This window comes from Halobacterium sp. DL1, assembly GCA_000230955.3.
Classification (GTDB): Archaea; Halobacteriota; Halobacteria; order Halobacteriales; family Halobacteriaceae; genus Halobacterium.
The window spans coordinates 299433-312986 of record CP007060.1; the positions used below are offsets into that span (position 1 = coordinate 299433).

At 69.2% G+C, this 13554-nt stretch carries 13 protein-coding genes; 9 read left to right on the top strand and 4 right to left on the bottom strand.

Annotated features, from left to right (window positions below):
* Positions 1–8: 8 nt before the first annotated feature.
* Positions 9–1886 carry an ATPase gene (locus HALDL1_03120; GenBank protein ID AHG02726.1) on the bottom strand — a complete coding sequence of 626 codons (1878 nt, stop codon included), beginning with the start codon at positions 1884–1886 and terminating at the stop codon, positions 9–11.
* Positions 1887–1988: 102 nt separating this feature from the next.
* On the opposite strand from HALDL1_03120, the gene HALDL1_03125 reads away from it, so the two are divergent.
* The 6 genes from HALDL1_03125 to HALDL1_03150 all read left to right on the top strand — a co-directional run bounded on the left by HALDL1_03125 (position 1989) and on the right by HALDL1_03150 (position 8393).
* A complete protein-coding gene (locus tag HALDL1_03125) occupies positions 1989–3059 on the top strand; it encodes a peptidase M20 (GenBank protein AHG02727.1) in 1071 nt (356 codons plus the stop codon).
* Positions 3060–3122: 63 nt separating this feature from the next.
* On the top strand, positions 3123–4634 hold the full coding sequence (locus HALDL1_03130) for a carboxypeptidase (GenBank protein ID AHG02728.1): 1512 nt from the start codon (positions 3123–3125) through the stop codon (positions 4632–4634).
* A gap of 252 nt (positions 4635–4886) precedes the next feature.
* Positions 4887–5438 (top strand): acetyltransferase, encoded by a 552-nt coding sequence (locus tag HALDL1_03135; protein ID AHG02729.1) that lies wholly within the window; start codon positions 4887–4889, stop codon positions 5436–5438.
* A 77-nt stretch (positions 5439–5515) separates the two neighbouring features.
* Complete coding sequence (locus tag HALDL1_03140; GenBank protein AHG02730.1) at positions 5516–6559, top strand: IMP dehydrogenase; 1044 nt, start codon at positions 5516–5518, stop codon at positions 6557–6559.
* A gap of 77 nt (positions 6560–6636) precedes the next feature.
* On the top strand, positions 6637–8145 hold the full coding sequence (locus HALDL1_03145) for a carboxypeptidase (GenBank protein AHG02731.1): 1509 nt from the start codon (positions 6637–6639) through the stop codon (positions 8143–8145).
* A gap of 74 nt (positions 8146–8219) precedes the next feature.
* Positions 8220–8393, top strand: a complete 174-nt coding sequence (locus tag HALDL1_03150) for a hypothetical protein (protein AHG02732.1) — start codon at positions 8220–8222, stop codon at positions 8391–8393.
* 65 nt (positions 8394–8458) lie between these two features.
* Here the strand turns inward: HALDL1_03150 and HALDL1_03155 are convergent, their stop codons facing one another.
* Entirely contained in the window at positions 8459–9367 is a 909-nt protein-coding gene (locus tag HALDL1_03155; protein ID AHG02733.1) for a hypothetical protein, read from the bottom strand.
* 115 nt (positions 9368–9482) lie between these two features.
* Here HALDL1_03155 and HALDL1_03160 point away from each other — a divergent pair, with 115 nt between their 5' ends.
* The 3 genes from HALDL1_03160 to HALDL1_03170 all read left to right on the top strand — a co-directional run bounded on the left by HALDL1_03160 (position 9483) and on the right by HALDL1_03170 (position 12801).
* The gene (locus HALDL1_03160; protein ID AHG02734.1) at positions 9483–9641 is read left to right on the top strand and encodes a hypothetical protein; all 159 of its coding nucleotides are present in this window, start codon (positions 9483–9485) and stop codon (positions 9639–9641) included.
* Positions 9642–9945: 304 nt separating this feature from the next.
* Complete coding sequence (locus HALDL1_03165) at positions 9946–11775, top strand: UvrD/REP helicase (GenBank protein AHG02735.1); 1830 nt, start codon at positions 9946–9948, stop codon at positions 11773–11775.
* A complete protein-coding gene (locus HALDL1_03170) occupies positions 11776–12801 on the top strand; it encodes a hypothetical protein (protein AHG02736.1) in 1026 nt (341 codons plus the stop codon).
* Here HALDL1_03170 and HALDL1_03175 read toward each other — a convergent pair.
* On the bottom strand, positions 12795–13031 hold the full coding sequence (locus HALDL1_03175) for a hypothetical protein (protein ID AHG05107.1): 237 nt from the start codon (positions 13029–13031) through the stop codon (positions 12795–12797). The two genes, HALDL1_03170 and HALDL1_03175, sit on opposite strands and share 7 nt — an antisense overlap.
* A gap of 36 nt (positions 13032–13067) precedes the next feature.
* A complete protein-coding gene (locus HALDL1_03180; GenBank protein ID AHG02737.1) occupies positions 13068–13505 on the bottom strand; it encodes a hypothetical protein in 438 nt (145 codons plus the stop codon).
* Positions 13506–13554: the final 49 nt, after the last annotated feature.

Consider the following 13554-nt stretch of genomic DNA (forward strand, 5'->3'; position numbering starts at 1 on the left):
GGCCGTTCCTACTCGTTGGGGACGACGGAGACCATCTCCTCGCGGTCGATGGCGCGCTCGAGTTCCTCCGCGATGGCCGACCCGCGGGAGACCTTGATGTCGCCGCCGCGGCCGACCGTCGCCGTGAACAGATAGTCGCCGTCGGCCTGCACTTCCACCGTCTCGCCGGAGCGCTCGCCCTGCAGCGGGAGGATGATGTGACGCGAGGTGATTTCGGGCGTGACGATCTTGCCGGCGGGTTCGGCGCCGCCGCCTCCCCCACCGCCACCGCCGCTGTTACTGCCCCCGCCCGCCACCTGGCCGGGGCGCTCGTCGAGGGTCCGCACGTCGATGCTGATGCCGAGGCGGTTCTCGATGTCCGAGATGCGGCCGCCGCCCTTCCCGATGACGTGGCTGATCTCGTCGTCGGAGACGTACACCACGGCGTCGTTCGGGCCGCGGATGTCCACCTCGACGGGGCCGCGGGTGGCGGCCTGGATCTCCCGTTCGACCTCCTGTTTCGCGAGGCGGTCGACGCCGGAGTCGGAGCTCCCGCTTTCGCCGTCCAGGGGCACCGTGACGACCTGGCGGTTGAACGTGTAGATCTCGTAGGCTGGAGTCTGGGTGGCGAAGTCCCGGACCTGGATGACCGGGCGCGCGAGGTCCTCCTCCATCAGGCCCTCGGGCACCTTCACCTCCGTCGTCACGTCGTAGACGGTCTCCACGTCACCCTCCTCGATGTAGACGACGGTGTCGACGATCTGGGGGATCATGCCGAGTTCGACGCGGCCGACGAGGCGCTGGAGCGCGTCGATGGGGCGGGTGGCGTGGACGACGCCGACCATCCCGACGCCCGCGAGGCGCATGTCCGCGAACACCTCGAAGTCGTCGGTCTTCCGCACCTCGTCGTAGATGGTGTAGTCGGGGCGCACCATCAGCAGCGAGTCCGCGGTCTTCGCCATGTCGCCGCCGAGTTCCGTGTACTGCGTGACGTCCTCGCCGACCTGGAGGTCCCGCGGCTTCTCCATGGTCTTCACGACGTTGCCGGCGTCGGAGAGGAACTCCGCGACGGCCGTCGCGAACGTCGACTTCCCGGCACCCGGTGCGCCCGCGATGAGCACGCCGCGGTCCCGCTCGAGCAGGCGCTCGCGGAGGTCGTCTGCGTGCTCGTAGTCGTCCATCGTCGTCTTCACGATGGGGCGAACGGCCGTAATCTCGATGCGCTCGGAGAACGGCGGTTCGGAGACGGCGATGCGCATGTCCCGCACCTGCGCGATGGTCATCCCCTCCTCGGAGAGTTCGACGAACCCGTCGTCGGCGCGCTTGGCGGTGCTGATGATCTCGTTGGCGTGCTCCTTCAGCGCGTCAGTGTCGAGCACTTCGTCGCCGACGTCCTGGTAGGTGATGTCGCCGACCTCGCCGCGCTTGGCCTTCGGCACCAGGCCGTCCTTCAGGTGGACGCTCATCGTCAGGTCGTCGAAGTACTTCTCGACGGCGAGCTCCCCGAGGTCGTACTCGAGGGGTTCGAGGTACTCCACCTCGATGCCCTTGCCCTTCGCGACCTCCGCCTGCACGATGTCGCTCGTGACGAAGACGGCGTCGTACTCCGCGGCGACGTCCCGGATGATGGCGTCGATGGCGCCCGCGGAGGCCCGCTTGATGTCGTCCTCGCCGGCGCGCTCGCCGACGTACTCCACCTCGATGTCGCCGTCGTCGGCCAGCTCGACGAGGCGCTGGAGCTCTTCGAGTCCGTCCCAGCCGGTCTGCCGGCCGCTGTTCGCCTGCGCTTCGATCTCGCCGACGACCGCCTCGGGTACGTACACCGTGGCGCCCGCGTAGTCGCCGTCGGCGACCCGCTGAGAGATGCGGCCGTCGACGACGACGCTCGTGTCGGGAACGACGTTCATTGGCTGGTGGTAGTCCCGGCGCACGGATAAGGGTGTATAGACGGGGGCGCACCCCCAGCGGACGACGCCGGGGGCTAAGTTCCCTCGTCCCCTCGTTCCGGTGTGAACGTTCGAACGCTGGCCGAGCGACTCGTCTCCATCCCGAGCCACGAGGACGAGGCGGCCGCCGGCGACGCCATCGAGTCGTGGCTCCGCGAGCAGACGGACGCCGACGTGACCCGCGACGACGCGGGCAACGTCCTGGCGTGGCGCGAGCGGGACGCCGACGGCCCGTCGCTCGCGCTCGTGGGCCACCACGACGTCGTGCCGCCGGATGAGCGCCAGACGACCGACGATGGCTACGTGGTCGAGGAGCGCGAGGACCGCCTCTACGGCCGCGGCACCGCGGACATGAAGGGCGCCGTCGCCGCGATGCTGCTCGCCTTCGGGGACGCCGACCCCGACCGCCCGCTCGCGTTCGCCTCGTTCGTCGGCGAGGAGACCGGCGGCGAGGGCGCCCGCTCCGCCATCGACGACGGCTTCGCGCCCGACCGGGCGCTCGTCGCCGAGGGCTCGACGGGCTACTCCGCTCCGGGGGTGCTCGACGTCGCCGTCGCGCACAAGGGTCGCCGCGCGAGTACCGTGAGGGCGACCGGCGAGGCCGCCCACGCCAGCCAGCCCGAAGCGGGCGAGAACGCCATCTACCGCGCCTGTGACGCCGTCGACCTGATTCGAAATCTCGACGCGCCGAGCGCCGAGGTGTTCGGGGAGACGCTGTCGGGGAGCGTCGCCGTCACCGAAATCGAGGGCGGAACGGCGTGGAACGTGCTGCCCGAGGGCTGCGAGGTGACCGTCGACGAGCGCACGGTCCCCGGCGAGCGCGCGGCGGTCGAGGAGGTGGAAGCCATCGAGGGCGTGACGTGGACGGTGGACCAGGACCTCCCGCCGATGGCCTGCGACGACGAATCGTTCGCGGACGACGCGCTCGAGGCTGTCCGCGCGGTGCAGGACGGCGACGGCGAGCGCGTGAGCAAGCCCCACGCGACGGACGCCGGGTGGCTCGCCGACGCCGGCGTGTCGTGTCTCGTCTGTGGCCCCGCCGAACCCGGCGAGGCCCACACCGCCACGGAGAGCGTCTCACTCGACGTGCTCGAGCGCTGCCGGCGCGTCTACGAGCGCCTCGCGAGCGCGTAGGCCGAACGGTGGCGCCCGATTGCGGACGGCAACCCTCTTGGGCCCACAGGGAGACGTGGGCGTATGGCGACAGAGGCTACGACGGAAGCCCCGGAAGCGTACGACGCCCTCCTCGACCACTACGAGCAGCTGTCGAACGTCAACAGCGCGAACATGCTGCTCTCCTGGGACCAGGAGGTCATGATGCCCGAGGGCGGGACGCCCGCCCGCTCCCAGCAGAAGTCCGCGCTCTCCTCGCTCTCCCACGACCTGCTCACCGAGGACAAGGTCGGCGATTGGCTCGACGAACTCGCCGAGGCCGACCTGACGGACGAGCAGGATGCCGTGGTGCGCGAGATTCGACGCGAGTACGAGCGCGCCGACCGCGTCCCGAACGACCTGGTGGCCGAGATATCCGAGAAGACCTCCGAGGCGCTCCCGAAGTGGAAGGAAGCGAAAGAGGAAGACGACTTCTCCATCTTCGCGCCCATCCTCGAGGAACTCATCGAGTTGAAGAAGGAGTACGCGGCGCACATCGACGACGAGGCCGACCCCTACGAGGTGCTGTTCGCGGACTACGAGCCGTACCTCGACCTCGAGACCGCCGAACGGGTACTCGAACGTCTCCGCGAGGAACTCGTCCCGCTAATCGCGGACATCCGCGAGAGCGACGTCGAACTCGCCGACCCCTTCGAGGGCGACTTCGACGTGGACACCCAGGAGGAACTCGCCCGGGACACCCTCGACACGCTCGGATACGACTGGGAGCACGGCCGCCTCGACACCGCCCCGCACCCGTTCTCGACGGGGAACCAGTTCGACGCCCGGGTCACCACGCGGTTCGCCGAAGACGACCCGCTCGGCGCGCTCACCTCGACCATCCACGAGTTCGGCCACGCGCGCTACACGCTCGGCCTCCCCCGTGAGCAGTACGGCAACCCGCTCGGCGAGTCCCGAGACCTCACCGTCCACGAGTCCCAGAGCCGCCTCTGGGAGAACCACGTCGGGCGCTCCCGCGTCTTCTGGGAGAAGTTCCTCCCCGCGATGAAGGAGCGATTCCCGCAGGTCGAGGACGCTACCCCCGAGGACGCCTACGAGGCCGCCAACGAGGTGTACGAGGACAACCTCATCCGGGTCGAGGCGGACGAACTCACCTACCACATGCACATCATCGTCCGCTTCGAGATCGAGCGCGAACTCATCGAGGGCGACCTCGACGTCGCGGACGTCCCCGAGCGCTGGAACGACAAGTACGAGGAGTACCTCGGCATCCGACCCGAGACCGACGCGGAGGGCTGCCTCCAGGACATCCACTGGAGCCACGGCTCCTTCGGTTACTTCCCGACGTACTCGCTGGGCAGCGTGCTCGCCGCCCAGATTTACGACGCTCTCGAAGCCGACGTGGGCGACGTCGAGGCGAAGGTCCGCGAAGGCAACTTCGACGTCATCGCGGAGTGGCTCGAAGAGAACGTCCACCAGCACGGCGCCCGCTACACCACGCCCGAACTCGTCGAGGAAGCCACCGGCGAGGAGTACAACGCCGACCACTTCGTCGACTACGTCACCGAGAAGTACGCGGAACTGTACGACCTGTAAGTCGGCTCGTTCGCGTTCGTCTTTCTGACTGCTGATTCGACGGTAGTGTTCGACGACAGCAGAAAGCCCTCGCGCAGTTGCGGTCCCGCGACTCGCTTTGCGCGCTCACTCCGTTCGCGTGCTTGCGTCGTCGGGGTTCCCGCAACTGCGCTCGCCCTTTCGATCCGCCAGGGGACTGACTGTGTCACCGGCTGAGCCACTTCCTCGCACGGTCACCGAAAACTTATGCCCGAACCCGCGGGGAGTTCTCGTATGCCCGGTCCAGTGTTTCTCTCCGGCGACAGCGTGACCCTCCGACCGCCCGAGTACGAGGACCTCGACGCGATTCGCGAGTGGATGAACGACCCGGCCGTGTGGCGGCCCGCCCTCGACGCGAAGCCGATGAACGCCGACCTCGCCGAGGACTACTTCGAGCGCGTGCTCGTCACCGAGGACGACGTCCACGTCACCGTCTGTGCGGACGACGAGCCGGTCGGTCACGCCAGCCTGACGACGAGCCAGTACGGGCCGACAGCGACCGAGCGCGCCCGCAGCGTCGAACTCGCGTACCACCTGGGCGCCGACCACCACGGACAGGGGTACGGCAGCGAGGCCGCGAGCCTGCTCGTGCAGTACGCCTTCGAGGACTGGAACATGCGCCGGGTGTTCGCCCGGGCCGGCGCGTTCAACGACGCCTCCATCGGCCTCCTCGAATCGCTCGGCTTCGAGAAGGAGGGTGCGCGCCGCGAGGCCGCCTACTACCGCGGCGACTACTACGACATGCTCACGTACGGCCTGCTCCGCGAGGAGTGGGAGAGCCGGTAGTCGTCGAAGTACCCCGTCGCTCTTCCGACGAACCCCGTGTCGGGCTGTTTTTCCTCCTCCCGGCCCCATTGTCGGGTATGCGCGCAGCCATCTACCAGGGACCCGGCGACATCACCGTCGAGGAGGTACCGAAACCCGAAATCGAGGCGCCGACGGACGCCGTCGTGCGCGTCACGCACACCGCCGTCTGCGGGTCGGACCTCTGGTTCTACCGCGGCGACAGCGACCGGGAGGTGGGGTCGCCCGTCGGCCACGAACCGATGGGCATCGTCGAAGACGTCGGCGAGGACGTCACGTCGGTCGAACCCGGCGACCGCGTGCTCGCGCCGTTCTCCATCAGTTGTGGGGAGTGCGAGTTCTGCCGGAAGGGGCTGTACACCTCCTGCGTAGAGGACGAGTCTTGGGGCGGAGACAACGGCGGCGCGCAGGGCGAGTACGTGAAGTGCCCGTTTGCGGACGGCACGCTCGTCCGGGTGCCCGACCGGCACGCCGACGACGAGGACACGCTCGAATCGCTCCTGCCGCTGACGGACGTGATGGCGACCGGCCACCACGCTGCCGTGAGCGCGGGCGTCGGCGAGGGCGACACTGCGGTCGTCATCGGCGACGGTGCGGTGGGACTCTGTGGCGTGATCGCGGCCCAGCGCCTCGGTGCGGAGCGAATCGTCGCGATGGGCCACCACGAGGACCGCCTCGAACTCGCCGAGGCGTTCGGCGCGACAGAGACCGTCGCCGCCCGGGGCGAGGACGCGGTCGAGCGCGCACTGGAACTCACCTACGGCGGCGCGAACCACGTGATGGAGTGCGTCGGCGCGGCCGCCGCGATGGACACCGCCATCTCGGTCGCGCGGCCGGGCGGAACGGTCGGCTACGTCGGCGTCCCCCACGGCGTCCAGGCGGGCGGCGGACTCGACGTCTTCTCGTTGTTCACGGACAACATCACGCTGAACGGCGGCGTCGCACCTGTCCGGGCGTACGTCGAGGACCTGATGGCCGACGTGCTACAGGGTACGCTCGACCCATCGCCCATCTTCACGAAGACGGTGGGCCTCGAGGGCGTCCCGGAGGGCTACCGCGCGATGGACGAGCGCGACGCCGTCAAGGTCATGGTGAAGCTCTGACCGGCCGGTCGGCGCCGCTGCGTTCCAGTTTTCCGGTGGGCGAGGTTTGACGTACTGACAGGATGCAGTGGGGGTGTATGGCGACGAACACCCCCGAATCGGCGGCGTCCGAACCGGACGCCTACGAGGCCCTCGAAGAGCGGACGAAGCGACTCTCCTACCTCGGCGACGCCCGCGGCGTCCTCGGCTGGGACCAGCGCGTGATGATGCCCGAGGGCGGCGCGCCAGCCCGCGGCAAACAGCTCTCGGCGCTGATGACGGTGAGCCACGACCTGCTCACCGACGACGAGGTGGGCGAGTGGCTCGACGAACTCGACGGCCGCGACCTCGACGACGACCAGCAGGTGCTCGTCCGGGAACTCCGCCGGCGCTACGAGCGCTCGGACAGCGTCACCAGCGACCTCGTCGCCGAGCTGACGGAGACGCAGTCCGACGCACAGCAGGTGTGGGAGGACGCCAAGGCCGCCGCCGACTTCTCGCAGTTCGCGCCCACCCTCGCGGACCTCCGGGACCTCCACGTCGAGCGCGCCGAACAGATCGACCCCGGGACGGACCCCTACGAGGTGATGTTCGAGGACGGCGAGCCGTACCTCCCGCTGGACCGCGTCGAGGAGATATTCGACACGCTCCGCGAGGAACTCGTCCCGCTCGTCGCGGACATCAAGGACAGCGACGCGGAGTTCACGTCGCCGTTCGCCGGGGAGTACGACGACGACACCCAGATGGGGCTCTGCCGCGAGATCGTCGACCGACTGGGCTACGACTGGAATCGGGGTCGCCTCGACACCGCGCCCCACCCGTTCATGGTCGGCCCGCAGTTCGACGCCCGCATCACGACCCGGTTCACGTCCGACGACCCCGTGGACGCGATGCTGTCGACCATCCACGAGTTCGGTCACGCGAGCTACCAGCACGGCCTCCGCGACGACGCCTACGGCCTGCCGCTCGGCCAGTCCCGCTCGTCGGGCGTCCACGAGTCCCAGTCGCGGTTCTGGGAGAACCACATCGGGCGCACGGAGGCGTTCTGGGAGTACGCCGTGCCGTTCGTCAACGAACGCCTCGGGACCGACGCCGACCCCCGGGCGGCCTACGAGGCGGTCAACCGCATCTACCCGGACAACTGCATCCGCGTGGAGGCGGACGAACTCACCTACCACATGCACATCATCCTCCGCTCGGACGTCGAGAAGGCGTTCGTCTCCGGCGACCTGGCGGTCGAAGACGTCCCGGAGCGGTGGAACGACCTGATGGAGGAGTACCTGGGCATCCGTCCCGAGACCGACGCGGAGGGCTGTCTGCAGGACATCCACTGGACGGGGGGCTTCGGGTCCTTCCAGAACTACACTGTGGGGAGCGTGCTCGCCGCCCAACTCGACGCGACGATGCGCGAGGACCTCGACGTCGACGGCCTGGTCCGCGAGGGCGAGTTCGAACCCATCCGCGAGTGGCTCACCGAGCACGTCCATCGGCACGGCCAGCGGTACACGACCGACGAACTCGTCGAAGTCGCCACCGGCGAACCGCTGACCGCGGACTACTTCGTCGACTACGCCCGCGAGAAGTTCGGCGACCTCTACGACCTGTAGCGGTCGGCGGCCGGAGACAGCCGGACCTGTCTCCCCGATAGCTTGAAGTAGTGGTGTGTCAAAGCATACCATGTATGTCGAGCGCATCGACTCCGGACGACGACTCCCTTCTGGACGACTTCCTCGAACAGCGCGGTCACGAGACGGCGACCTGGGAGCGAAGCTACAACAAGAAGCAGTGTCCGGAGTGCAGTGGACTCCACGACGTAGACGCCACCGACTGTAGCGTCTGCGGGTGGGCGCCGTAACCCGGCGGTCCGTCGAACTCGCGTCAGCACCACATTTTCCGCCGACTCCGTCCCACTAGCCCCGGCTATGCGGCGCTCGCGCCGCTGCCGAGCACGACGATAGCGGCGCCGACGACGACCAGCACGGCGCCCGCGACGACGCCCCGCGTGACGCGCTCGAGGTCCCTGAGGAGCACCGCCGCGAACACCGTCGTGAACAGGGGTGCCGTCGCGGCCAGCGGGTCCACGACGGCGACGCGACCGAGTTCCAGCGCCCCGAACAGCGCCAGCAGGGCGACGGCGGTCAACGTCCCGCTCCCCGCGAAGTAGGCGTACGTCCGCCGTGGCGCCGAGAAGATGTCGCCCCTGGCCGCGTACGCGCCGTAGCCGGCGAGCGCCACGAGCGCACCCGCCTCGTTGAGCGCGACGGCCTCCAGCAGCGTCACGTCGCCGAACGTCCGGAGGCCGTAGGCGCGGGCGACGTTCCCCACGCCGAAGAAGAACGCCGCGGCGAGCGGGAAGACGAGGTCCCGAGGGTCCCACCCGGCGAGGTCCCCACCTTTCGACAGCGCGAGCACGACCAGTCCCGCGACCAGCACGAGGATACCGGCGCCGACAACGGGTTCGACGGCCTGCCCGAGGAACCCCGCGGCGAGGACGCTGGCGAACAGGGGCCGGGCACTGATGCCGGCGGAGTTGATGCTGGCGCCCACGCGGTCGACGCCCGTGAACGTCGCGAGGCGACCCAGGGCGGTGCCGACGAGCCCCGCGCCGAGGAAGACGGCGGCGGCCGCGGGCGTGACACTGGAGAACGCGTTCGTCCCCTGCAGGACGAGGAGGGCGCTGGCGAAGAGGGTCGTGTCCACGACGACCACCGTCAGCGACGCCTGCAGGCTCGACCCGCCGCCCGCCATCCCCCGCTTCGAGAGGACGGGACTGAACCCCCAGAGCACCGCCGGGACGAGTGCGAGTGCGACCACTGCCGTATCTACCATCTGTCTCGGACCACGTGACTGTCGCCAAGAACCCTTGTGGTCGCGGTAGGGGCCCGCAGACCGCTGCCGCGGCCAGCACACATAAGACGCGCGACGAGTAATGTGGGACGAATCCATGCCGGAGTGCCAGAACTGCGGTTCTTTCGTGACAGACGCCTACGCGCGAGTGTTCACGCCAACCGACCAGGGCGAGCCCCGCGTCTGCCCGAACTGCGAGGACAAGATCCGGGACGGTGCAGACGTCCGGGAGGCGCGTTCGACGCGCCGGACCTGACAACCGCGTGGAGCCGGGGCCAACGAGCGATTTTTCGGCATTGTCTCCGCCGATACTGCCGGATAGTCGGTGGCTACGCCGGGTTCTGGCCGCGGATGCTGCGTCGCTGATTCGGAGCCTGGTTCCGACAGAACCGCGGTCGTCGGCCGCCGTCGTCGCGTAAGGTCGGCCTGTCCGGATGGTGCGCAGCGCCGTCCACGCTCGCGCAACCGCCGACCTGTTGTCCGGTTTTCATTAGGCCGGGCAGCATCTGGCCAGTAGAATTTCAAGCGGTTTATACAGGTTCGGCTCCTTTAGTACTACAATGACGGACTCGGAGCCGGAAGTCACGCGGCTGTTCGGTGGTCCGGGGAGCGGCAAGACGACCGCGCTCCTGGACCACGTCGAGGAACTTCTCGAGGACGACGATGTATCAGTTCGGGACATCCTCGTCGTGTCGTACACACGCGCCGCCGCGGCCGAGGTTCGCGACCGGGGCGCGGAGCGACTCGACGTGAACCCGCGGTCGCTGCGGGGGAACGTCGCCACGATGCACGCCAAGGCCTACGAACTGCTCGGGCTCTCGCGGGGCGACGTCGTCGGCGAAGACGACAAGGAGGACTTCTGCGAGGAGTACGGGATTCCCTTCGAGGACGAGTACTCCTCGGGTTCGCGGCGGACTGCCCGCTCCACCACGCTCGGCAACAAGGTCATCGCCACCTCCCAGTGGCTCCAGCGAACCGGCCGCGACGTCTCGGACTGGTACGACGTCCCGTTCCGCTGGAACGACGAGGAGGTGCGCCTCCCGCCGGAGATCGACGACAACGCCCAGACGGGCAACAAGTACACGCCGACGTGGCCCTCGACGGACGAGCGCTACGACATCCCGGAGGCCATCCGGGCGTGGCGCGCGTACAAGGGCGAGAACGAACTCGTCGGCTTCGCGGACATGCTCGAACGCGTGAAGCAGCGCTCGCTGCTCCCCGACGTCGACTACCTCGTCATCGACGAGTTCCAGGACATCACGAGCCTGCAGTACGAGGTGTACGAGGAGTGGCGCCCGCACATGGAGCGCGTGCTCATCGCGGGCGACGACGACCAGGTCGTCTACGCGTGGCAGGGCGCGGACCCCGAACTCCTCCTCAACACCCACGTCACCGACGACGTGGTGCTGCCGAACTCCTACCGGCTCCCCTCGCAGGTGCTCAAGGTCGTCCAGCAGGAGATCAGCCACATCGAGACGCGCCAGGAGAAGGACCTCAAACCCCGCAAGGAGGGCGGGAGCGTCGAGGCCATCGACAGCCCGTCGATGCTCGACCTGGTGCGGAACGTCCGCTCGACCGTCCAGCAGTCCGACGACGAGACGGTGATGGTGCTGTTCCGCGCCCGCTACCAGCTGTTCGACTTCGTCGACGAGTTCATCGGCGAGGGCATCCCGTTCAAGGCGCTCACCGACCAGCGCATGTGGACCGACCGACTCCAGCAGTACATCTCCGCCGTCGAGGCCCTGGAGAACGACAACCCCATCGACGGGCTGCAGGCCCGCCGCCTGATGGACATGCTCCAGGACTCGGCGTTCGGCACCCGCGAGCGCAACGACCTCCGGGAGGCCATCGACGAGGCCCAGGGCGAGGACACGGACCTCACGGACCTCACGTTCACCGCGGAGTTCATCCGCGACTACGTCCCGTTCGTCCCCGGCCCGACAGCCGCCGCGGACATGCTCCGGAAGGTCACGCGCTACCAGCGCAAGAGCATCGACGCGTACTTCCAGGGCGACTACCGCGGCATGGACCCCGAGCGCGTTCGCGTCGGCACCATCCACTCCGCGAAGGGCCGCGAGGCCGACCACATCTTCCTCTCGACGGACCTCACCGAGAAGGTCGTCGAGCAGATGGCGGCCACCGCCGACCCCGAGGACGTCCCGGAGGGCATCGAGTTCACGAGCAAGACCAGCCCCGTCCCGATTCTGACGGACAACGAGCGCCGCGTCTTCTACGTCGGCATGAGCCGTGCCCGCGAGCGCCTCGTCATCCTCCAGAACCTCATCGGCGGCGCCCCGACGCTGCCCATCGACGTGCTCCTCTACGGGGAGCAGACCGGTCAGACCCTCGAGGACGCCCTCGAAGCCGACACCCCGGTCCAGCTCCCGTGAATGCGGACGGCGGCACTCGACTCCGCGCTCGCCGACGCGGGCGCTGACGCCTTCGTTTTCGTCGGTCCACCCGGCGACCCGCTCGTCCACTACCTGAGCGGCGCTTCGCTCCCCTATCGCGCGGCAGTCGTCTACGCCGGCCGCGTCGCCGTCGTCCCCGAGCGACCGCTCCCCGGCCGCGTCTCCGTCCGCGAGGACGTGACTGTTCTCGACGCCGAACCGACGCCCGCCGAGCGCCTGCCCGGACTCGTCGGCGACTCGGTGCTCGCGCCGCGGACGCTCCCCCACGACGCCGCGCTCTACCTCGAAGGAGAGGGCGTCGACGTGACCTCCACAACCGCCCACCAGCGCGCGAGAGCCCGGAAAACGGACGCCGAACTTGCGGTCGTTCGCGACGCACAGGCCGCCGCCGAGGCGGGGATGGCCGCCGCCGCGGCACTCCTCGCTGGCGCGGACGGCGACCCGCTGGCGGACGACGAGGGTGAGGTGACCGCCGAGCGGGTGCGCCGCAGCGCGAACACAGCGATGGCCCGCCAGGGCGCGACCCCCGAAACCGCCATCGACGCCGACGGCGCGCTCGCCGCGGCGGACCCGGTCCCGGTTCGCGTCACCCCGCGTGTCGGTGGCTACCACGGCCTGCTCGCGCGGACGTTCGTCGCGGACAGCGACGGCGGGTGGGAGCGCCGCGCCACGCTCGCCTGTGAGTACGCCGTCGACGCGGGGATGGACATCGTGGACGCGGGTGAGACGACCGTCGCCGCCACGGAGAGCGAGGTGCTCGCGGAACTCGGGTCGTACGGCTTCTCGCCGGAAGCGGGCACCGCGAGCGTCCACGGCGTCGGCCTCGAAGCACGGGAGTCCCCGACCGACGACGCCACCGTCGACGTCGGGTCGGTGCTCGCGTTCGCCCCGGAACTAGACGACGAGGGCGCGGTGTGGGTCGCGGACCTCGGCGTCGTCACCGGGGACGGCGTCGAACGCGTCGGCGAGTTCCCGCGCTCTGTGGTGCCCCAGGCGGACTACTGACGGTCGTCCTCGGGGTCCTCGGCGACGGCGTCGACGGTCTTCTGGACGGCGAGAATCGGGATGTCCGTCGGCGTCGTGACGTAGCGCTCGAACAACAGGATGGTAGCCCCGAACCCGAGGAACACCCAGCCGGTGGGGTCGCCCGCGAGCAGCGTCTCGACGCCGAACAGCACGGCCGGCGCGGCGAACGCGAGCGCGACGGCGAGCGTCACCATGTCGAGAATTCGCACGTTCGAACGTGGGCGCTCGTGACGGATAAGCCTCTCTCACCACGTGCGCGCCGGCAGGAGGTCTGCCACGGGAACGGCGCCGACGTCGCCCTCCTCGGTGCGCACCACGACGCGTATGTCGTCGCCGTAGTCCGCGAGAAGTTCGCGGCAGACGCCACACGGCGGAATAACATGGAACGACTCGTCGTCGCCTCGGGGGTGTTCGACGGCGACGACGCGGTCGAACGAGTGGTCGCCGTCGGCGACGGCGCTTCCGAGCGCTCCGGGTTCGGCGCAGGTGGAGGCGCGGCCGACGCTCGCGGGGAGGCTGGCGGCCGTGTAGACGCCGCCGTCGCTGGTTTCGACGGCGGCCGTCACGATGTGTGCGGCGTCCTCGAACCGGCCTTCCTCGGGCGGTGAGAAGGCGTCCCTGGACGCGTCGACGGCGGCGTCGACGAGGCGTTCGTCCGCGGCGGTGAGTGGCGCGAGGTCCATACGTTGGTCTCCACGTGGGTCGGCAAGTGCTTTCGGCCGAAACCACAAC